The 20,741-nt window shown below is 72.0% G+C and carries 16 protein-coding genes and 4 tRNA genes; 11 read left to right on the top strand and 9 right to left on the bottom strand.

Features of this window, described 5'->3' with window-relative positions; all coding sequences use genetic code 11:
* Positions 1-17: 17 nt before the first annotated feature.
* The 6 genes from ACSU6Z_RS13955 (at position 18) to purM (ending at position 5,811) form a co-directional block, all read left to right on the top strand.
* Positions 18-518: an ArsR/SmtB family transcription factor gene (locus tag ACSU6Z_RS13955; RefSeq protein ID WP_437045724.1), complete on the top strand. Its 501-nt coding sequence runs from the start codon at positions 18-20 to the stop codon at positions 516-518.
* Positions 519-550: 32 nt separating this feature from the next.
* Positions 551-1,387 carry a M23 family metallopeptidase gene (locus ACSU6Z_RS13950; RefSeq protein ID WP_437045722.1) on the top strand — a complete coding sequence of 279 codons (837 nt, stop codon included), beginning with the start codon at positions 551-553 and terminating at the stop codon, positions 1,385-1,387.
* 9 nt (positions 1,388-1,396) lie between these two features.
* Positions 1,397-2,194: a sterol carrier family protein gene (locus ACSU6Z_RS13945; RefSeq protein WP_437045721.1), complete on the top strand. Its 798-nt coding sequence runs from the start codon at positions 1,397-1,399 to the stop codon at positions 2,192-2,194.
* Positions 2,195-2,297: 103 nt separating this feature from the next.
* Entirely contained in the window at positions 2,298-3,089 is a 792-nt protein-coding gene (locus ACSU6Z_RS13940; RefSeq protein ID WP_437045719.1) for an META domain-containing protein, read from the top strand.
* 63 nt (positions 3,090-3,152) lie between these two features.
* A complete protein-coding gene (gene purF, locus ACSU6Z_RS13935; RefSeq protein ID WP_437045718.1) occupies positions 3,153-4,679 on the top strand; it encodes an amidophosphoribosyltransferase in 1,527 nt (508 codons plus the stop codon).
* A 43-nt stretch (positions 4,680-4,722) separates the two neighbouring features.
* On the top strand, positions 4,723-5,811 hold the full coding sequence (gene purM / locus ACSU6Z_RS13930) for a phosphoribosylformylglycinamidine cyclo-ligase (RefSeq protein ID WP_437045717.1): 1,089 nt from the start codon (positions 4,723-4,725) through the stop codon (positions 5,809-5,811).
* 122 nt (positions 5,812-5,933) lie between these two features.
* Here purM and ACSU6Z_RS13925 read toward each other — a convergent pair whose 3' ends face one another.
* Both ACSU6Z_RS13925 and ACSU6Z_RS13920 read right to left on the bottom strand, forming a co-directional pair.
* Positions 5,934-6,185, bottom strand: a complete 252-nt coding sequence (locus ACSU6Z_RS13925; RefSeq protein WP_437045715.1) for a DUF3073 domain-containing protein — start codon at positions 6,183-6,185, stop codon at positions 5,934-5,936.
* 311 nt (positions 6,186-6,496) lie between these two features.
* Complete coding sequence (locus ACSU6Z_RS13920) at positions 6,497-7,600, bottom strand: Leu/Phe/Val dehydrogenase (RefSeq protein ID WP_437045713.1); 1,104 nt, start codon at positions 7,598-7,600, stop codon at positions 6,497-6,499.
* A 219-nt stretch (positions 7,601-7,819) separates the two neighbouring features.
* Between ACSU6Z_RS13920 and ACSU6Z_RS13915 the strand changes: the two genes are divergently transcribed.
* A complete protein-coding gene (locus ACSU6Z_RS13915) occupies positions 7,820-8,671 on the top strand; it encodes a hypothetical protein (protein WP_437045712.1) in 852 nt (283 codons plus the stop codon).
* Between the two features lie 573 nt (positions 8,672-9,244).
* Positions 9,245-9,451, top strand: coding sequence for a developmental transcriptional regulator BldC (gene bldC / locus ACSU6Z_RS13910; RefSeq protein WP_003949541.1), 207 nt, complete (start codon positions 9,245-9,247; stop codon positions 9,449-9,451).
* 474 nt (positions 9,452-9,925) lie between these two features.
* On the opposite strand, the gene ACSU6Z_RS13905 is transcribed toward bldC, so the two are convergent.
* The 7 genes from ACSU6Z_RS13905 to ACSU6Z_RS13875 form a co-directional block, all read right to left on the bottom strand.
* Complete coding sequence (locus ACSU6Z_RS13905) at positions 9,926-10,117, bottom strand: DUF6274 family protein (RefSeq protein ID WP_437045710.1); 192 nt, start codon at positions 10,115-10,117, stop codon at positions 9,926-9,928.
* 372 nt (positions 10,118-10,489) lie between these two features.
* Positions 10,490-10,564, bottom strand: a tRNA-Asp gene (locus ACSU6Z_RS13900).
* A gap of 94 nt (positions 10,565-10,658) precedes the next feature.
* Entirely contained in the window at positions 10,659-14,636 is a 3,978-nt protein-coding gene (gene hrpA / locus ACSU6Z_RS13895; RefSeq protein ID WP_437045709.1) for an ATP-dependent RNA helicase HrpA, read from the bottom strand.
* 302 nt (positions 14,637-14,938) lie between these two features.
* Positions 14,939-15,015 (bottom strand) — tRNA-Phe (locus ACSU6Z_RS13890).
* Positions 15,016-15,039: 24 nt separating this feature from the next.
* Positions 15,040-15,114 (bottom strand) — tRNA-Asp (locus ACSU6Z_RS13885).
* Positions 15,115-15,166: 52 nt separating this feature from the next.
* Positions 15,167-15,239, bottom strand: a tRNA-Glu gene (locus ACSU6Z_RS13880).
* Positions 15,240-15,319: 80 nt separating this feature from the next.
* Positions 15,320-16,897 carry a metallophosphoesterase family protein gene (locus ACSU6Z_RS13875; protein WP_437045707.1) on the bottom strand — a complete coding sequence of 526 codons (1,578 nt, stop codon included), beginning with the start codon at positions 16,895-16,897 and terminating at the stop codon, positions 15,320-15,322.
* Positions 16,898-16,981: 84 nt separating this feature from the next.
* Between ACSU6Z_RS13875 and ACSU6Z_RS13870 the strand changes: the two genes are divergently transcribed.
* The 3 genes from ACSU6Z_RS13870 (at position 16,982) to ACSU6Z_RS13860 (ending at position 20,616) form a co-directional block, all read left to right on the top strand.
* Positions 16,982-17,332 carry a metallopeptidase family protein gene (locus ACSU6Z_RS13870; RefSeq protein WP_437018254.1) on the top strand — a complete coding sequence of 117 codons (351 nt, stop codon included), beginning with the start codon at positions 16,982-16,984 and terminating at the stop codon, positions 17,330-17,332.
* Between the two features lie 88 nt (positions 17,333-17,420).
* Positions 17,421-18,011 (top strand): hypothetical protein, encoded by a 591-nt coding sequence (locus ACSU6Z_RS13865; protein ID WP_437045705.1) that lies wholly within the window; start codon positions 17,421-17,423, stop codon positions 18,009-18,011.
* Positions 18,012-18,255: 244 nt separating this feature from the next.
* Complete coding sequence (locus ACSU6Z_RS13860) at positions 18,256-20,616, top strand: DEAD/DEAH box helicase (RefSeq protein WP_437045704.1); 2,361 nt, start codon at positions 18,256-18,258, stop codon at positions 20,614-20,616.
* Positions 20,617-20,741: the final 125 nt, after the last annotated feature.

Raw genomic sequence — 20,741 nt, 5'->3', positions numbered from 1 at the left:
TCCGTAACCTCAAGAGCGTGGAACTCGAAGAACGCGTCGCCGACCTCGAGCGCCGGCTCGCGGCGCTGGAAGCGGAGCGACGCGGGGCGCCCCGGCCGGGCGAGGGCGACTTCTGGGCCCTGGAAGGGCTGAAGGACCGGCTCGCCGAGGCGACGGCGGCCGACGGGGGCGTGCTGTTCACCGGCGCGGTCCGGCTGCCGACCGGCGAGCGGTACGAATGGCAGCACGGCGCGCTCACCGCGGGACTGCTGGACGACGACTGGCCGGCCGCCGCCGAGGCCTTCGCCGCGCTCGGCCATCCGGTACGGCTGCGGCTGCTCCGCGAGGTCCTCGGCGGCCGGCGCACCGCGGCCGAGCTCGCCGGACTGGACGGGGTCGGCACGACCGGCCAGGTGTACCACCACCTGCGCCAGCTCACCGGCGCCGGCTGGCTGCACACCACCGGCCGCGGCCGCCACGAGGTGCCGCCGGGCCGGGTCGTACCGCTGCTGGTGGCGCTGTCCGCAGCGCGGCCCTGACCACCCGCGCACCACGACGACGAGGGGGAACGATGTCCGCGCGCAAACTCTCCATGATCGTGTTCCGGTGCCTGCAACTGGGCTTCATCGCCCTGGTGGCCGCCCACGTCTGCCTCGACTGGGGGTACCCGGGGTGGTGGGACTTCCTGCCCCTGGTCCTGGCCTACGCCCTGATCGCCGTGGTCAACCGGCTGGGCGGCGCTCCGGACGCCCCGCGGGCCGCCCGCGCGCCGGTCGAGGTCGCACCGCCGGTCGCCGGCCGCTGGTCCGCGTTGAACAGCCCGGCCGACCGCACCCCGAGCCACGGCGTCCACGCCTACGGGCAGACGTACGCCATCGACCTGGTCGCCGAACCGGAGCCGGGCGCCCGCCCCGGGTTCTCCTTCGTCTGGCCGCTCGCCCGCCGCGGCACCGACTTCCCGGCGTACGGCGCCCCGCTGTTCGCGGTCGCCGACGCCACGGTCGTCCGGGCCGAGGACCGGCAGCGCGACCACCTCAGCCGCACCTCGCTGCCCGGGCTGCTGTACCTGACGCTGATGGAGGGCTCGGTGCGCGAGATGTCCGGGGTCCGCCGGATCCTCGGCAACCACCTCGTGCTGGACCTCGGCGACGGCACCTACGCGGCCTACGCCCACCTGCGGCGCGGCTCGCTCACCGTCCGCGAGGGCGACACCGTGCGCGTGGGGCAGGTGCTCGCCCGAGTCGGCAACTCGGGCAACTCCTCCGAGCCGCACCTGCACTTCCAGCTGATGGACGGCCCCGACCCGGACACCGCGCGAGGCGTCCCGTTCACCTGGCGCGGCATCGGCGTGCCCCGGGGCGGTGAGGTGTTCGACGCGCCCGAGCCGACGCCGACCGCCCCCGCATAGGCTTCCGCCATGCCACCGGCCAAGAAGCGCCCCCGCTCCTACGACCCCGCCCGCACCCGCGCCGCCGTCCTCGCCCAGTTCGCCCACGTGCGGTCGGCCGTGCGCACCCTCACCCCCGGCCAACTGGCCCTGCCCACCCGGCTCGACGGCTGGACGGTACGGGAACTGGCCGCGCACGTCGCCCTGGCCGTGGAGGCCGTCGGCCGCGGCCTCGACCGCGAGGAACCCGCCGGGGCCGGCCTCGCCCTCCTGGACTGGCCCTCCGCCACCGCCGCACACGCGAGCGACATCGCCGACGACACCCGCGAACTGGCCGCCGCCCACCCCGACCTCGACGCCCTCTACGCCCGCACCGAGCAGCGCCTCACCGCACACCTGGCCGACGCCCCCGGCACCCGTCTCCTCGCCACCCGGACCGGCGCCATCGCCCTCGCCGACTACCTCGTCACCCGCGCCGTCGAACTCGTCGTCCACACCGACGACCTGAACGCCGCCGTCCCCGGCCTCGACGTCCCCTGCGACCGCCAGGCCCTGGCCACCGCGACCCGCCTGCTGGCCGACACGCTCGCCGCGAAGGCGCCCGGCGGGGCGACGGAGGTGCGGATCCCGCCGTACGCCGTCGTGCAGTGCGTGGAGGGGCCCCGGCACACCCGGGGCACCCCGCCCAACGTGGTCGAGACCGACCCGCTGACCTGGATCCGGCTCGCCACCGGGCGGCTGGGCTGGAAGGACGCGGTCGCCGGGGCCGAGGTGAGCGCGAGCGGCGAGCGGGCCGACCTCGGGGGAGTGCTGCCGTTGCTGGCGTGAGGGACCGCGGGAGGCCGGAGGGGGCCGGCGAGGGGCCGCGGGAAGCGGCGAAAAGCCGTGGGCGCGCGGGGAACCGATCCTTCCCCGCGCCCGTCGGATCGGCATGTACAGGATGAAGCAGCGCATGACCCTGACCATCGCCGCTGCCGCCCTCCTCCCGCTCGCCGTGGCCTGCGGCAGCGAGAAGGCGGACGGCGGGAGCGCCTCGGCCGGTGCCGGCGAGGCCCCCGTGACCGGCGTCCACTGGCGCGTCGACAGCGTCACCGTCGACGGGACCACGCACCGCCTGCCGGACCGGGCGCACGTCCGCATCGGCTCCGGTGGCCGGGCGGAGGGCAACCTCGGCTGCAACCGGTTCAGCGCCCGGGCCGCCGTCGACGGCGACCGCGTCCGGCTCAGCGACGCCGCGGCCACCGAGATGGGCTGCGACGACACGCCCCCGGCCGCCGAGCAGGCCCTCGTCCGCACCCTCACCGCAGGTCCGCTCACCGCCGGGACCGACGCCGGCGGCGACCGGCTGACGCTCACCGCGCAGGACGGGGACACCGTCCGGCTGAGCAGGCGGCAGGACGCCCCCCTGCACGGCACCGAATGGACCGTCACCGCCCCCGGAGGCGGCGCCACCCGGGCCCGCCTCACCTTCGACGGCGCGGGCAACACCGTCTCCGCCCACCTCGGCTGCAACACCGCGCACGCCGGGGCCACCGTTCGCGACGGCTCTATCACCTTCGGCGCCGCGACCGCCACCCGAAGGGTGTGCGAAGATTCACTCATGGACACCGAAAGGCGTCTCCTGCGGCTTTTCGACTCCCGGGCCGACTACCGGATCGAACAGCAGACCCTCACGCTGACCAGCGAGAACGGCACCACCGTGCGTGCCGTCGCCGACCGGTGACCTCCCCAGGAACCCCGCATCCCCCATTCGGATCAGCGGCCGACCTCGCCTACACTCGGAGGCGTGCCACGTGGTGACGGTCGACTCAATCACGATCTACTCCCCGGCGAGAAGGGCCCCCAGGACGCATGCGGCGTCTTCGGTGTCTGGGCTCCGGGCGAAGAGGTCGCAAAGCTCACGTACTTCGGGCTCTACGCCCTCCAGCACCGGGGTCAGGAATCCGCGGGAATCGCGGTCAGCAACGGCTCCCAGATCCTCGTCTTCAAGGACATGGGCCTGGTCTCCCAGGTCTTCGACGAAACCTCGCTCGGTTCGCTCCAGGGTCACATCGCGGTCGGACACGCCCGCTACTCGACCACCGGCGCCTCCGTGTGGGAGAACGCCCAGCCCACCTTCCGCGCCACCGCGCACGGCTCCATCGCGCTCGGTCACAACGGCAACCTCGTCAACACCGCCCGGCTCGCCGAGCTGGTCGCCGACCTGCCCAAGCAGGACGGCCGCTCCACGCGGGTCGCGGCGACCAACGACACCGATCTGCTCACCGCGCTGCTGGCGGCCCAGGTCGACGAGGACGGCAAACCGCTGACCATCGAGGAGGCGGCCGGTCAGGTGCTGCCCCAGGTGCGCGGCGCCTTCTCCCTCGTCTTCATGGACGAGCACACCCTGTACGCCGCCCGCGACCCGCAGGGCATCCGCCCGCTGGTCCTCGGCCGCCTGGAGCGCGGCTGGGTCGTCGCCTCCGAGACCGCCGCCCTGGACATCACCGGCGCCAGCTTCGTCCGCGAGATCGAGCCGGGCGAGTTCGTCGCCATCGACGAGAACGGCCTGCGCACCTCCCGATTCGCGGAAGCGAAGCCCAAGGGCTGTGTCTTCGAGTACGTGTACCTGGCCCGCCCGGACACCGACATCGCCGGCCGGAACGTGTACCTCTCCCGCGTCGAGATGGGCCGCCGCCTTGCCAAGGAGGCCCCGGTCGAGGCCGACCTGGTCATAGCGACCCCGGAGTCCGGCACCCCGGCCGCCATCGGCTACGCCGAGGCGTCCGGCATCCCCTTCGGCGCCGGCCTGGTGAAGAACGCCTACGTGGGCCGCACCTTCATCCAGCCCTCCCAGACCATCCGCCAGCTCGGCATCCGCCTGAAGCTGAACCCCCTGAAGGAAGTCATCAAGGGCAAGCGGCTGGTCGTCGTCGACGACTCCATCGTCCGCGGCAACACCCAGCGGGCCCTGGTCCGCATGCTGCGCGAGGCGGGCGCCGCCGAGGTCCACATCCGGATCTCCTCCCCGCCCGTGAAGTGGCCGTGCTTCTTCGGCATCGACTTCGCCACCCGCGCCGAGCTGATCGCCAACGGCATGTCGGTCGAGGAGATCGGCACGTCCCTGGGCGCCGACTCCCTCGCCTACATCTCCCTCGACGGCATGATCGAGGCGACGACGATCGCCAAGCCGAACCTGTGCCGCGCCTGCTTCGACGGCGAGTACCCCATGGAGCTCCCCGACCCGGAGCTGCTGGGCAAGCAGCTGCTGGAGACCGAGCTGGCCGCCGGGCCCGCCGGCACGGCCGCCTCCGACGCCATCCGCCGTCCGTAGGCACCCGCCAGCCCCGTATCACCAACCCGAAAGATCCCAGGCAATGTCTGAGACCCCCACCGGTGTCACCGGTGCCTCCGGTGCTTCCTACGCGGCTGCCGGTGTCGACATCGAGGCGGGCGACCGCGCGGTCGAGCTGATGAAGGAGTGGGTGAGGAAGACCCGGCGCCCCGAGGTCCTCGGCGGCCTCGGCGGCTTCGCCGGCCTCTTCGACGCCTCCGCCCTGAAGAACTACGACCGCCCCCTGCTGGCCTCCGCCACGGACGGCGTCGGCACCAAGGTCGACATCGCCCGCCGGATGGGCGTCTACGACACCATCGGCCACGACCTGGTCGCCATGGTCATGGACGACATCGTGGTGTGCGGCGCCGAGCCGCTGTTCATGACCGACTACATCTGCGTCGGCAAGGTCCACCCCGAGCGCGTCGCCGCCATCGTCAAGGGCATCGCCGAAGGCTGTGTGCTGGCGGGGTGCGCCCTGGTGGGCGGCGAGACGGCCGAACACCCGGGCCTGCTCGGCGAGGACGACTTCGACGTCGCCGGCGCCGGTACGGGCGTGGTGGAGGCCGACCGGCTGCTCGGCGCGGACCGCATCCGCGAAGGTGACGCGGTGATCGCCATGGCGGCCTCCGGTCTTCACTCGAACGGGTACTCGCTCGTGCGGCACGTCCTGCTGGACCGGGCCGGCCTGGCCCTGGAGACGCACGTCGACGAGCTCGGCCGCACCCTCGGCGAGGAACTGCTGGAGCCGACGAAGATCTACTCGCTGGACTGCCTGGCCCTGACCCGCACCACCGACGTGCACGCGTTCAGCCACGTCACCGGCGGCGGGCTCGCGGCCAACCTGGCCCGGGTCATCCCCGACGGACTGCACGCGATCGTCGACCGTTCCACCTGGACCCCCGGCCCGGTCTTCGACCTCGTCGGCAGGACCGGCGACGTCGAGCGGCTGGAGCTGGAGAAGACCCTCAACATGGGCGTCGGCATGATCGCGGTCGTGCCGCAGGAGTCGGCGGACGTGGCGCTGGCGACCCTGGCCGACCGCGGTGTGGAGGCCTGGGTGGCCGGCGAGATCACCGGCCGCGGCGACCACGCGACGGGCGCCGCCCTGGTCGGCGACTACGCGAGCTGAGCACCGGCCGCTTCCCGTGGTCCCGCCCCCGCGGGCGGGGTCACGGCCGGCCCGGCTGCTCGGGCAGCACAGAACCCGGCCGGTGACGTCCGTCACCGGCCGGGCTGATGCTCAGTGCAAGGTCAAGCGCCGCGACGCTGCTGCGGGGACTGGCTGTCCCCGTCCTCGTCGTCGTCCTCGTAGAGGTCGGCGTACTTTGCGTACAGGTCGTCGTCGTGCTCATCGTCCTGGAACCGTTCGCCGCCGCTTGGCGACGCGTTCGCAGTCGATGCGCCCAGCTCCTCGGCCAGGCGTGCGAGATCCGTCCCACCGCTGTTGTACTTCAGCTGGCGGGCGACCTTCGTCTGCTTGGCCTTGGCCCGGCCGCGCCCCATGGCTCGACCCCCTCAACGACGGGGCTCGACGGCCCCAGAGTCTTGACACGCGTTCATGATCCAGAACGGACTCTCCGTGGAGAGGCCGGTCCGTAGGGCTTCCACGGTACCTGAGCCCGCGCCCATACGGTACGTCGCCCGCATGACGTGCCCGCGCCCGAGACCTTCGAGGTGCCCTGTCCTCGCTGGTCAACCGCGATTTTAACCACTTATCCCCGATCGACCCGCCGGTGAAAGTGAGAGTTCTCTCCAACCGGCCACCGGCGGGTACCGCTCACACGTGCGGTCAAGTCCGCGGAGTCGCTCCCGGATCAGCCCGCCGCCGGGCCCTTGCGGGCCTCCGCCATCCGCTGCTCGGCGATCCGGTCGGCCGCCGCGGCCGGTGGAATACCGTCTTCCTTCGCACGTGCGAATATCGCGAGCGTGGTGTCGTAGATCTTCGCCGCCTTCGCCTTGCACCGCTCGAAATCGAAGCCGTGCAGCTCGTCGGCGACCTGGATGACCCCGCCGGCGTTCACCACGTAGTCCGGTGCGTAGAGGATCCCGCGGTCGGCGAGGTCCTTCTCCACACCCGGATGGGCGAGCTGGTTGTTGGCGGCGCCGCAGACCACCGCGGCGGTCAGCGCCGGGACGGTGTCGTCGTTCAGCGCCCCGCCGAGCGCGCAGGGCGCGTAGACGTCCAGGCCCTCGGTGCGGATGAGCGCGTCGGTGTCGGGGACGGCCCGCACCGACGGGTGCCGCTCGGTGATCCGCCGCACGGCCTCCTCGCGGACGTCCGTGACGACGACCCGGGCGCCCTCCGCCAGCAGGTGCTCCACCAGGTGGCGGCCGACCTTGCCGACGCCCGCGACGCCGACCGTGCGGCCGCGCAGCGCCGGGTCGCCCCACAGGTGCCGGGCCGAGGCCCGCATGCCCTGGTAGACGCCGAAGGCGGTCAGCACGGACGAGTCGCCCGCGCCGCCGTTCTCCGGGGACCGCCCGGTGGTCCAGCGGCACTCGCGCGCCACGACGTCCATGTCGGCGACGTACGTGCCGACGTCGCAGGCGGTGACGTACCGCCCGCCGAGCGAGGCGACGAACCGCCCGTAGGCGAGCAGCAGATCCTCGGTCTTGTCCCGCTCGGGATCGCCGATGATCACGGCCTTGCCGCCGCCGTGGTCGAGCCCGGCCATGGCGTTCTTGTACGACATGCCGCGCGCGAGGTTCAGCGCGTCGGCGACGGCCTCCGCCTCGGTCGCGTACGGGTAGAAGCGGGTGCCGCCGAGCGCGGGGCCCAGGGCGGTGGAGTGCAGGGCGATGACGGCCTTCAGGCCGCTGGCACGGTCCTGGCAGAGCACGACCTGCTCGTGGCCTCCCTGGTCCGAGTGGAACAGGGTGTGCAGGACGTCAGCGGGTGCGCCGGTTACGTCGGTCACGGTGGTGACTCCTCGGTACGTTGCGCCGGTCGGAGGCGGGCCCCCAGGGGTGGCGGGAGCTGGTGGCACGAGATTAGAGCCTGACGGTGCCCCGCCGCCGCACCGTGTCCGGGATCACCTCCGCACGGAGTACGGCCGTGCGACGATGCGCGTGGGTTTCCCGCGCGTCTGCGGCCGTTCCGCAGGTTTTCGCGACGGTGCGCGGGGGAGGGAGCAGGCGTGCCCAAGGTGACCTCGGTGATCGTTCCCTACGCGGCGTACCTGCGCGTGTACGAGCCGCTGGCCGCCTTCCCCGAGCCGGAGCGCGGCCACTGGGCGCGCTACGCCCGCCGCGACGACCTGCCCACCTGCCAGGAGGAACTCCGCCGCGCCCTGGCCGACCTGGTGCCCACCCCGCCGGTCGCGGTGCCGGTGCACGAGAGCGGCGACGCGTTCGTGCTGGAGGCCGACGGAGTGCTCTGCGTGTGCCCGTGGCGCACCCGGCTGCGCGGCTGGCAGGCCCTGGAGGAGGCCGCGGGGGAGCTCCCGCCGCCGGTCCTGGACGCGGCACTGCCCCCGCTGGTCCGCCGTCAGGTTGCGCAGGACTACGAGCGCTGGCTCGCCCGCAACCCGGACGCCCGCCCGTGGATCCGCACCTCCACCTGGCAGGTGCCGATCAACTGGTTCGTGCTCGTCGCCGACGAGGAGCGGGAGTACGCCGGCGGCTCGGGCGACACGGGCGCCGAGCCGCCGGTGCTGCGCTACCGGACGCCCATGGTGCAGGCCCGGCGGCGGGTGGCGCGGGCGCTGCGGGCCCTGAGGAGCGCCGTGGACGACGGGCCGCTGATCGACGGCCTGGTGGACGTGGGGCGCTGGCTGGAGGAGTTCCATCCGCGGTCGTACGTCGAGCTGGACTACGGCGGGCTGGTGCACGCCCTGCCGGCCGGGGAGCTGGCGGACGACCACTCGGCGGCGGACGTGGCCGAGGGCATCGAGGCGCTGCGGCACGGTGACGAGGCGGCCGCGGGGGCGGCGTACGGGCGGCTCGTGGAGCGGTGGCGGGCGGTGCGCGACCGGCGGTCGGCGAACTGACCCCGGCGCGGGTGACGAACGGGCGTTTGACGTAACGCTCGTTTTGGGGTTTCGTCCTCGTTCTGAGGTTCCTGATGCTCCGTCAAAGCGGAGCACTCCCGGGCGGGCACGGGTCCAGCACGGGATGTAGGTCCCGATCCGGGCGTTTGCGTCAAGCGTGACGGACCGCACGTACCCCACCCTTGCGCGTGTTGCCCACCCTCATGCCAAAATAGGACAAGGAGTCCGGGGAGGCTCCGTCCATCCCGATGTGTTGCATTATGGGGGGAATCTCGGCAATGCCTGCTTTGGGGGGTCTGGTAACTCCTGATCGCCCTGTGACTGATCGTCACAGTGGCGTGACTGTCCGCTATGGCATGGTCCATCGGCTTCCGTCGCTGATGAACACCTGGGAGGGCAATTCCATCGGTTTGGCCGACGCGGCTGGACAGATGGTGTAGTTGTAGTGCCGAGGACAAGCCGTTCGTCCTATAACCGACTCGACTCGCGTCCGCCATTTCGGGCAACGCGGGTCAAGGTGCAGAATTTAGAGGAAAGAACCGAGAAGGTTCGGTTCTCCCGAGGAGGCCGCTCATGACCGCTCGCACCCCTGATGCCGAGCCGCTGCTGACCCCGGCTGAGGTCGCCACCATGTTCCGCGTCGACCCGAAGACGGTCACGCGCTGGGCGAAGGCCGGCAAGCTCACGTCGATCCGCACGCTCGGCGGGCACCGCCGCTACCGCGAGGCCGAGGTCCGCGCCCTGCTCGCGGGTATCCCGCAGCAGCGCAGCGAGGCCTGAACAACCGCATAACCGGGCAAACCGGCGGGTCCCCCAACCTGCCGAAGCGCTCGGACCCACAGCTCCAAGCGACGTGGGGACCTGCCCCAACAGGCCCCCTGCCCCGGTAGGGGCGCGTCGTCGATCGCGCCGGACTCCGCCGAGTCCGGCGCGATCTTTTTTGTGCGGGGCGGGCTTCCCCGTGTTGATCAGGGGCTTTTCGTGCCTGGTGGCGGGCCCGGGGGGCGTCCCTGTGAGCGTCCTTGCGGGAGTCTGGGGAGGGGTGTCGGATCGGCTGTGCGACCGCCCAGGACACCGGTGCAATTGCACATATTAAATTGACCGGTTGTAGGGCAGGTGTAAATACCGAGGTTTTCAAAACTCATGCGGTGACACCCGTCACACCTGACGGAGCTTGTTGTCCCTGGCATATGTGCGGTAGAGGAGGTTCGTCCGCCAGGACCCCATCGCCGTAAGGGTGTTGGGCCGGAGGGGTCACGCCGGGGAGGGGGCTTCGTCCTCCTCGGCCTCCTGGGGGCCGTCCACGGGCTGTGCCGCGGAATCCATCGCCAGCCGCAGCAGGCGGTGGCAGATCGGGCAGTGGCGCGTCAGATGGCGGTACGACGACGCGGCCGACAGGTGCGCGCGGAGCAGTGCCCGCGTCTCGTGCCTCGCCGATGCCGCCATACGCCACCTCCGGGAGGGCCGCACGGGGAAGGGGCCCTGCTTCCGGAGTACCCAGTGAATGTGACGCCGTCAAGGCCGCGAGGGGACGCCCGGCGCCTTCCGGGCCACGGGCGCCGGGTGGCGCCGAACGGCGCGCGCACGAGGAGGGGCCCGGATCCGCCGGCCCGGGTCCTCCCGTCGCGCTCCCGGCGCGATGACACGAGCGAGGCCCGCCGTCCCTTCCGGGCGCGGGCCTCGCTCGTCGCCGCGGTCCTGACGGAATGCCATACCCGGTCGCGGCCGCCGCCTCGGCGGGAGGGCGGGGGAGGGGCACGCGTGGCGAAACGAGTGAGGCCCGCTGTCCCTTTCGGGCGCGGGCCTCACTCTTCACTGCGGTCCTGACGGGATTTGAACCCGCGGCCTCCACCTTGACAGGGTGGCGAGCACTCCAAACTGCTCCACAGGACCAGGATTTGCCGCGCTTTTCGTGCGTTGCGCTGCGAGAAGAGACTCTACAGGAGGGTGAGCCCCCTGGTCGAACTCACCCTCCGTGCGGACGCCGTCACGGCGCCGCCGCGTCGATCGCCTTCACGATCCGCTTGTCCGAGACCGGGTACGCCGTGCCCAACGCGTGCGCGAAGTAGCTGACCCGGAGCTCCTCGATCATCCAGCGGATGTCCAGGACCTGCCGCGGGACCGGGCGGCCCTGCGGCATCTGCTCCAGCAGCCACGCGTACTCGTCCTGCATCTCGTGGACCTTCTCCATGCGGGTGGTGTCCCGCTGGACGCCCGTCGGCATCTGCTGCAGGCGCCGGTCGGCGGCGATCAGGTAGCGCATCAGGTCCGGCAGCCGCTCGATGCCCGCCTCCGTCACGAAGCCGGGCTTCACCAGACCGTCCAGCTGCCGGCGCACGTCCTGGAGGTTCGGCAGCAGCGCGGGGCTCCGTACGGCCTTCAGGCGGCGTTCGCAGGCCTGCCAGGCGGCCAGCACCTGCTGGACCTGGCCCACCGTGCGGACGGTCGTGTCGACGATCTCCGCGCGGACCTTGTCGTACAGCTTGCGGTACGACTCCTCGTCCCACACCGGGCCGCCGAAGTCGGCGATCAGCTTGTCGGCGGCGGCCGTCGCGCAGTCGTCGAACAGGGCCTGGATCGAACCGTGCGGATTCGCCGACAGCCCCAGCTTCTGCTGGTTGGTCAGCTTTTCGGATGCGAACTTCGCTGGATTGACCGGGATGTTGCGCAGGATCAGCCGGCGCGTGCCCTTCCACATCGCCTCGGCCTGCTCGTCCTCGGTGTCGAAGAGCCGGACGGAGACGGTGTTCGCCGCCGGCCCGTCGTCGACCAGCGCCGGATACGCCTTCACCGGCTGCCCGGCGCGGCGCGTCTCGAAGACCCGGGTGAGCGTGCCGATCGTCCAGTCGGTCAGGCCCTCGCGCTCCAGGGACGGCCCGCCCTGGCGGGAGGCGGTGGCCGCGGCGGCCTGGGACAGGGCCTTCCTCGCCTTCGGCTTCAGCCGGAGCTTGAGCGCCTCCAGGTCCTTGTCCTCGGCCAGCTTGCGGCGCCGCTCGTCGACGATCCGGAAAGTGATCTTGAGGTGGTCGGGGACCTTGGACCAGTCGAAGTCCTCGGCCTCGAAGGGGACGCCGACCATGCGCTTCAGCTCGCGCGCCATGGTCACCGTCAGCGGCTCCTGGAGCGGGACCGCCTTCTCCAGGAACGCCTTGGCGTAGTTCGGGGCCGGGACGTAGTTGCGGCGGATCGGCTTGGGGAGGGAGCGGATGAGCTCGGTGACCAGTTCCTCCCGCAGGCCCGGGATCTGCCAGTCGAAGCCCTCGCCGGTGACCTGGTTGAGGACCTGGAGCGGGACGTGGACGGTGACGCCGTCGGCGTCCGCCCCCGGCTCGAACTGGTACGTGACGCGGAACTTCAGGTTCCCCTGGCGCCAGGAGTCCGGGTAGTCGTCCTTGGTGACCGCGCCCGCCTTCTCGTTGATGAGCATCTCGCGCTCGAAGTCGAGGAAGTCGGGCTGCTCGTGCCGCTTGTGCTTCCACCACGAGTCGAAGTGGGCGCCGGAGACGACGTGGTCGGGGATCCGCCGGTCGTAGAAGTCGAACAGCGTCTCGTCGTCGACCAGGATGTCCCGGCGCCGCGCGCGGTGCTCCAGCTCCTCGACCTCGGTGAGCAGCTTGCGGTTGTCGGCGAAGAACTTGTGGTGCGTGCGCCAGTCGCCCTCGACCAGGGCGTGCCGGATGAACAGCTCGCGGCTGGCCTCGGGGTCGATCCGGCCGTAGTTCACCTTGCGCTGGGCGACGATCGGCACGCCGTACAGCGTGACCTTCTCGTACGCCATCACCGCCGCCTGGTCCTTCTCCCAGTGCGGCTCGCTGTACGTGCGCTTGACCAGGTGCTGGGCGAGCGGCTCGACCCACTCCGGTTCGATCCTCGCGTTGACCCGGGCCCACAGCCGGGAGGTCTCGACGAGTTCGGCGGACATCACGAAACGCGGCGGTTTCCTGAACAGCGCCGAACCGGGGAAGATCGCGAACTTGGCGTTGCGGGCACCCAGGTACTCGTTCCTCGCCGTGCTCTTCCCGCCCTCCCCCGCGGCGTTCTTGACGTCCTTCATGCCGATGTGCGAGAGCAGGCCGGCGAGGAGGGAGACGTGGATGCGGTCGGCGGGGGCGTCGTCCTCGTTGAGGTGGATGCCCATCTGCTTGGCGACCGAGCGCAGCTGGGTGTAGATGTCCTGCCACTCGCGGATGCGCAGGAAGTTGAGGTACTCCTGCTTGCACATCCGGCGGAAGGAGGACGAGCCGCGTTCCTTCTGCTGCTCGCGGATGTAGCGCCAGAGGTTGAGGTAGGCGAGGAAGTCGCTGGTCTCGTCCTTGAAGCGGGCGTGCTGCTGGTCGGCCTGCGCCTGCTTGTCGGCCGGGCGCTCGCGCGGGTCCTGGATGGACAGCGCGGCGGCGATGACCATGACCTCGCGCACGCAGCCGTTCCTGTCGGCCTCCAGCACCATCCGGGCCAGGCGGGGGTCGACGGGCAGCTGGGCCAGTTTGCGGCCGGTCTCCGTCAGCCGCTTGCGCGGGTCCTTCTGCGCCGGGTCGAGCGCGCCGAGCTCCTGGAGCAGCTGGACGCCGTCGCGGATGTTGCGGTGGTCCGGCGGGTCGATGAAGGGGAACTTCTCGATGTCGCCGAGACCGGCGGCGGTCATCTGCAGGATGACGGAGGCGAGGTTGGTCCGCAGGATCTCCGCGTCCGTGAACTCCGGGCGGGAGGCGAAGTCCTCCTCGCTGTACAGCCGGATGCAGATGCCGTCGGAGGTACGGCCGCAGCGGCCCTTGCGCTGGTTGGCGCTGGCCTGCGAGATCGGCTCGATCGGCAGCCGCTGCACCTTGGTGCGGTGGCTGTAGCGGGAGATCCGGGCGAATCCGGGGTCGATGACGTACTTGATGCCCGGGACGGTCAGCGAGGTCTCGGCCACGTTCGTGGCCAGGACGATCCTGCGGCCGGAGTGCGGCTGGAAGACGCGGTGCTGCTCCGCGTGCGAGAGCCGGGCGTACAGGGGCAGGATCTCGGTGGACCTGTACTGCTTCTTGGCGAGCGCGTCCGCGGTGTCGCGGATCTCCCGCTCCCCGGAGAGGAAGACCAGGATGTCGCCGGGTCCCTCGGCCATCAGCTCCTCGACGGCGTCCGTGATGGCGGTGATCTGGTCGCGGTCGGCGTCGTCGGAGTCCTCCTCCAGCAGCGGCCGGTAGCGGACCTCGACGGGATACGTCCGGCCGCTGACCTCGATGATCGGGGCGTCGCCGAAGTGCCGGGAGAAACGCTCCGGGTCGATGGTCGCCGAGGTGATGACGACCTTCAGGTCGGGACGCTTCGGCAGCAGCTGGGCGAGGTAGCCGAGCAGGAAGTCGATGTTCAGGGACCGCTCGTGCGCCTCGTCGATGATGATCGTGTCGTAGGCGCGCAGTTCGCGGTCGGTCTGGATCTCCGCGAGCAGGATGCCGTCCGTCATCAGCTTGATGAAGGTGGCGTCCGGGTCCACCTGGTCGGTGAAGCGGACCTTCCAGCCGACGGCCTCGCCGAGCGGGGTGTCCAGCTCCTCGGCCACGCGCTCGGCGACCGTCCGGGCGGCGATCCGGCGCGGCTGCGTGTGCCCGATCATGCCGCGGACGCCCCGGCCGAGCTCGAGGCAGATCTTCGGGATCTGCGTCGTCTTGCCGGACCCCGTCTCACCGGCCACGATCACCACCTGATGATCACGGATGGCCGCCGCGATGGCGTCCTTCTTCTGGCTGACCGGCAGCTGCTCCGGGTAGGTGACGTCGGGCACGCGGGCCCGGCGCTCGCCGATGCGCCGCTCGGCCCGCTCGACGTCCGCCTCGATCTCGGTGAGGACGGCGGCACGGGCCTCCGGCTTGCGGATCTTGCGCGCGCCTTCCAGCCGCCGGCCGAGGCGGTGCGCGTCACGCAGGGACAGCTCGGTCAGGCGGGAGGCGAGACTGCCGAGGGCGGGGGCGGAGTGCGTAGACATACGCGATCCAGGATCTCATCCCCGGGAATTTCGTGGCGAACGCTTTTGCCCGGCCCGGTCCCCGGCCCCGCCCCGGCCCCGCCGGCGGCCACGGACCGGCGGTCGCCGGAACCGGGCCGCTCCCAGCGCCCGCCTGCCGACGGACGCTGGGGGCCGCGTACGGGACGGGCCACGCGGATCCGGGTACGGCCACGTCCTGGGCCGTCGTACCTCCGGTGGTGAACGGGACGACGCCCGCACAGGCGCGATCAGGGGGCGGGGGGACACAACAAAACCCCCGCCGGGAATCCCGACGGGGGTGATGGTGGCTGGGGCCGGGGTCGAACCGGCGACCTTCCGCTTTTCAGGCGGACGCTCGTACCAACTGAGCTACCCAGCCACGAGGTTTCACGTGAAACCTCAGCGGTCCTGACGGGATTTGAACCCGCGGCCTCCACCTTGACAGGGTGGCGAGCACTCCAAACTGCTCCACAGGACCAAGCGTGGCTGTGTGCGAACCAACGTAGGCAAGTGTCGCACACCGTACTGCGTGCCCCCAACGGGATTCGAACCCGTGCTACCGCCTTGAAAGGGCGGCGTCCTAGGCCGCTAGACGATGAGGGCTATCGGCCCGCCTGGGCGCTTCTCAGCGCGTCGGGGACGTGAGAAGCATAGGGGATGGCGGGAGAGATCGCCAAAACGGTTTACGGGGCGGGGGTCGCGGAGGGGGACGGGGAGGCGGTCGGCGTGGGGGCGGCCCCCGGCTGGTTCTCCTTGGGGAGGTGGCGGCTGACCTCGGCCGTCGTCAGTCCCAGGCCGCCCAGTTCGATCTCGTCCCAGGCCTGGAGGCGACGGGTGTCGCGGTCGAAGTAGAGGATCGACGCCTGGATCGGGTCGGGGTGCTCGTCCTCGACGGCGCGCAGGCCGCTGCCACCGGTCGAGCCCTCGACGCGGAGCCGGGTGCCGTACTTCATGACCTGCGTCTTCCGGTGGTGGATGTGGCCGGCCAGCACCAGCGGCACCTCCCCGTCGACCTCGCGGGCCGCCGACGGCTCGTGGGCGATGGCGATGTCCACGGGGGTTCCGGCGGCGCGCTGGTCGCGCAGGGCGGAGGCGAGGCGGGCGCCGGCCAGTTCCTGGGAGGCCTCGGCGCCGGGCTTCGTGGAGCGGTCGGGGGTGAACTGGGGGTCGCCGATGCCGGCGAAGCGCAGGCCGGCGACGGTCGTCGCGCGGCCGTCGTCGAGGACGTGCACGTTCCTCATGCCTTCCAGGTGGCGCTGGGTGACGCGCGAGTCGTGGTTGCCGCGGACCCAGACGTAGGGGGCGCCCAGGTCCTCGACGGGGTCCAGGAAGCCGTTCTCGGCCGCCGTGCCGTGGTCCATCGTGTCGCCGGAGTCGACGATCACGTCCACCTTGTACTGCTTCACCAGCGAGGCGATGATTTTCCAGCTCGCCGGGTTGAGGTGGATGTCGGAGACGTGCAGGACCCGGATGGTGGTCGGGTCGGGGGCGTAGGCGGGGAGCGTGGAGGTGACGTCGTACAGCTTCGTCACGTTCGTCACCAGGCGGGCCAGCTCCTTCTGGTAGACGTCGAACTCCGTGACGATGCTGCGCGCGTTGCCGACCAGGGACGGGGCGGAGGAGAGCAGGCCGGAGAACCGGGGCTCCAGGACGGAGTCGGGGTTCCAGGTGGCGTACGCGGTGCCGCCCGAGGCGGCCAGGAGGGCCAGGGCGAGGCCGCCGGCGGCGAGGGCGCGGCGGGGGCGGCGGTAGACGACGAGGCCGAGGGCGGTGGCGCCGGTGACGACGGCGACGCCGGAGCGCACGGCGAGGTCGAGGGTGCCGCGGGTGACGTCCCGGGCCACCTCGCCCTGGAGGCCGGAGAGGCGTTCGGGGTGGTCGACGAGGGCCTGGGCGCGGTCCGGGTCGAGCTGGTCGACGTTCACGTCCAGGCGGACCGGGGCGATGTGGCTGTCGAACTGGAGCGCGCCGATCGGCGAGACGTTGATCTTCGTGCCGCCGGTGAGGGACGGGCGCAGGGTCATCGTCGTGTTCATCGGACCGACGGGGACGCGCACATTGCCCACGACCAGCAGGCCCAGCCAGGCGCCGAGGACGACGACGGCGACGAGCCCGGCGGCGCGGCGCCAGGGGCGGGGCCGGCGGGCGAGTTCCACCGTGGTGGCCGGTGCCCGGCGGGAGCGGTGCCGCCGGGTGAGGGGGCGTGGGGTCTTGCGGATGCGGTCGTACATGTTCAGGACTGCGGCGGGGACGCGGACCATTGATCCCCTATGCCCATGTCCGGGGGTGGGTATGCGGGGCGCGGACCCCTCTCGCACGAGCGTGGCGTACCCCACAATGGGCCTGTGCTGGAGATGACGCGCGAGGAGTTCGAGGAACTGGTCGCCGAGGCGCTGGACCGGATCCCGCCGGAGCTGACGCGGCTGATGGACAACGTCGCGGTGTTCGTGGAGGACGAGCCGCCGGCGGACGACCCCGAGCTGCTCGGACTGTACGAGGGGACTCCGCTGACGGAGCGCGGCGAGTGGTACGCGGGTGTGCTGCCGGACCGCATCACGATCTACCGGGGGCCGACGCTGCGGCTGTGCGGGACGCGCGAGGAGGTCGTCGCCGAGACGGAGGTGACCGTGGTGCACGAGATCGCGCACCACTTCGGGATCGACGACGAGCGGCTGCACGCCCTCGGGTACGGGTGACATCCGCCGGTGCGGAGCGCGTGTCCTCTTGCGGGCGGCGGGAGTTGGGCACGTTGACTCATTCACCCCGCTCCGGAGGTGGCTTCCCGTGCGCCCCTTGTTCGTACCCGTCCGCCTGGCCGCCACGGTCGTGGCCGTCGCCGCCGCAGCCGGCTGCATGAGTGTGGGCGACGACGCCTCCGGCAGGACCGCCAAGCCGTCGCAGTCCGCCGGGGAGCGGGGCGCGAAGGAGCCCGACGGCGGGGTGGTGGCGCCGGGCGGGGGATCCGGGTACGGCGCGGCGGCGGCCGACGACGGGGAGAAGGACGGCAAGGGCGGGAAGAAGGGCAAGGGGAAGGGCAAGGGGAAGGGGAAGGGCGGGGAGCGGGGGAAGGACGGCGAGGAGAAGGGCGGGGACGGGGAGGAGCCCGCGCCGGGCGCGCCGACCGCCGGTCCGATCGTGTCCGTCCCGGCGGGCGGCGGGCCGGTCAAGCCCGCTCCCACCCGCACGTCCGTTCCGGAACCCACCCGTACGGTCGCCCCCGAACCGACGCCGACCAGGGAGCCCCCCGCCACCCCGACGCCGGACCCCACGGTGGCCGAGCCGTCGTCGTCGGCGCACGAGCCGCCGGGGCCGCAGCTCGCGCGGCGCAAACCGGTGGAGCGTGAACCGGCGCCGGAGGCGGGGGCACCGGTCTGAGTGGGTCAGGAGGGGGAGGGGCGGGCTGAGCTGGGGTTTGCCGGTCGGCTTGCCTTTGGGGGTGATGAGTGCGTATGGTGGCAGATCGTTTGATCCCATTTGCCCGGCGCCAACGCAGAGCGCGCCGTGTGGCGCGTACTCTCCTAAGCCGTGGTGGACCGCATCGAGGCGGTCGTATTGCGAATCGCGAATCACGGAGTTGACGGGCGCGTGCCGACGATCCTCCGGAAGGTTTCGCATTCGCATGTCCATCACCAGTTCTGATCACGTCGTCGTGTCCGAGAACCCCGAGCACCCCGAGACCCCCGAGGCCTTCGTGAACACGGAGCCCGTGGAGGACACGGAGACCACGGGGAACGCGGGGAACGACACCCCCGACACCCCCCAGGTCACGTTCGCGGACCTCGGGCTGCCCGAGGGCGTCGTCCGCAAGCTCGCGCAGAACGGCGTGACCTCCCCCTTCCCGATCCAGGCCGCGACCATCCCGGACGCCCTGGCCGGCAAGGACATCCTCGGCCGGGGCCGCACCGGTTCCGGCAAGACCCTCTCCTTCGGCCTGCCGACGCTGACGCAGCTCGCCGGCGGCCGCACCGAGAAGCACAAGCCGCGGGCCGTCATCCTGACGCCCACCCGTGAGCTGGCCATGCAGGTCGCCGACGCGCTCCAGCCGTACGGCGACGTCCTCGGTCTGAAGATGAAGGTCGTCTGCGGCGGCACCTCCATGGGCAACCAGATCTACGCCCTGGAGAAGGGCGTCGACGTGCTCGTCGCCACGCCGGGCCGACTGCGCGACATCATCAACCGCGGCGCCTGCTCCCTGGAGAACGTCCAGATCACCGTCCTCGACGAGGCCGACCAGATGTCGGACCTGGGCTTCCTGCCCGAGGTCACCGAGCTGCTCGACCAGGTCCCGGCGGGCGGTCAGCGCATGCTCTTCTCCGCCACCATGGAGAACGAGATCAAGACCCTCGTCGACCGGTACCTCACCGACCCGGCCACGCACGAGGTCGACGCGGCACAGGGCGCGGTGACGACCATGTCGCACCACATCCTGGTCGTGAAGCCCAAGGACAAGGCGCCGGTCACCGCGGCCATCGCCGCCCGCAAGGGCCGCACCATCATCTTCGTCCGCACCCAGCTGGGCGCCGACCGCGTCGCCGACCAGCTCCGCGAGGCGGGCGTGAAGGCCGAAGCGCTGCACGGCGGCATGACCCAGGGCGCGCGCACCCGCACGCTGGCCGACTTCAAGGACGGGTACGTCAACGTCCTGGTCGCCACCGACGTCGCGGCGCGCGGCATCCACGTGGACGGCATCGACCTGGTCCTGAACGTGGACCCGGCCGGCGACCACAAGGACTACCTGCACCGGGCCGGCCGCACCGCCCGCGCGGGCCGCACCGGCACGGTCGTCTCCCTGTCCCTGCCGCACCAGCGGCGCCAGATCTTCCGCCTGATGGAGGACGCGGGCGTCGACGCCCAGCGCCACATCATCCAGGGCGGCGCGGCCTTCGACCCGGAGGTCGCCGAGATCACCGGTGCCCGGTCGATGACCGAGGTCCAGGCGGAGTCCGCGGGCAACGCCGCGCAGCAGGCCGAGCGCGAGGTCGCCCAGCTCACCAAGGAGCTGGAGCGGGCCCAGCGGCGCGCGACCGAGCTGCGCGAGGAAGCCGACCGGCTCCTCGCCCGGGTGGCGCGCGAGCGGGGCGAGGACCCCGCCGCTGTCACGGCGGCGGCCGGTGCGGACGAGGTGACCGCGACCGCGGCGGCGACGCCGGTCGAGGCGTCGGTGCCGGAGCAGCCGGGCGCGCGGGACGTGGAGCGGCCGGAGCGATTCGAGCGGTCCGAGCGTCCGGAGCGGTCCGAGCGCACGGCGCCTTCGGGGTCGTACGAGCGGCGTGAGCGGCGTGAGGAGCGCGGCGGGTTCGGGCGCGAGCGGTCCTACGACCGGGACCGTTCCTTCGAGCGCCGTGACGGTGACCGGGGCGGGCGTTCCTTCGAGCGCCGGGACGACCGGGGCGGCTTCCGTCGTGACGACCGCGGTGGCTTCCGCGGCGGCGACCGTGACGGCTTCCGCGGCGGCGACCGCCGGGACGGCGAGCGCGGTGGCGACCGCGGTGGTTTCCGCCGGGACGACCGTCGTGACGGCGACCGTGGCGGGCGTTCCTTCGAGCGCCGGGACGACCGCGGTGGCTTCCGCCGCGACGACCGCGGCGGCGACCGCGGTGGCTTCCGCGGCGGCGACCGTGACGGCTTCCGAGGCGGCGACCGCCGGGACGGCGAGCGCGGTGGCGACCGGGGCGGTTTCCGCCGGGACGACCGTCGTGACGGCGACCGTGGCGGGCGTTCCTTCGAGCGCCGGGACGACCGCGGTGGCTTCCGCCGCGACGACCGGGGCGGGCACCGCGGCAGCGACCGCCCGTTCAACCGCGACCGCCAGGCCGACCGCCCCGGCAGCGACCGCCCCTTCAACCGCGACCGCCAGGGCGACCGCCCCGGCTACCGCGCCGGCGGGCACGAGCGTCCGTACGGCCGTCGTGACGACCACCGCGGTGGTTCGTCCTTCGGGCGCCGCGAGGACAAGCCGCGCTGGAAGCGCAACGGCTGATCCGGTCCCGGTGAAGCAGCACTGAGCGCCGTGGCCCCTGCCCTGACGGGTGGGGGCCACGGCGCTTTTCCGCCGTCCCGGAGGTGCTGACAGGCTGTGAAGAACCTGTAAGATCAGCCGACTTC

The sequence above is a fragment of the Streptomyces sp. enrichment culture genome, assembly GCF_964273145.1.
GTDB lineage: Bacteria > Actinomycetota > Actinomycetes > Streptomycetales > Streptomycetaceae > Streptomyces.
The sequence above is the reverse complement of the archived record's forward strand: the minus strand, read 5'-3'. Positions and strand labels throughout refer to the sequence as shown.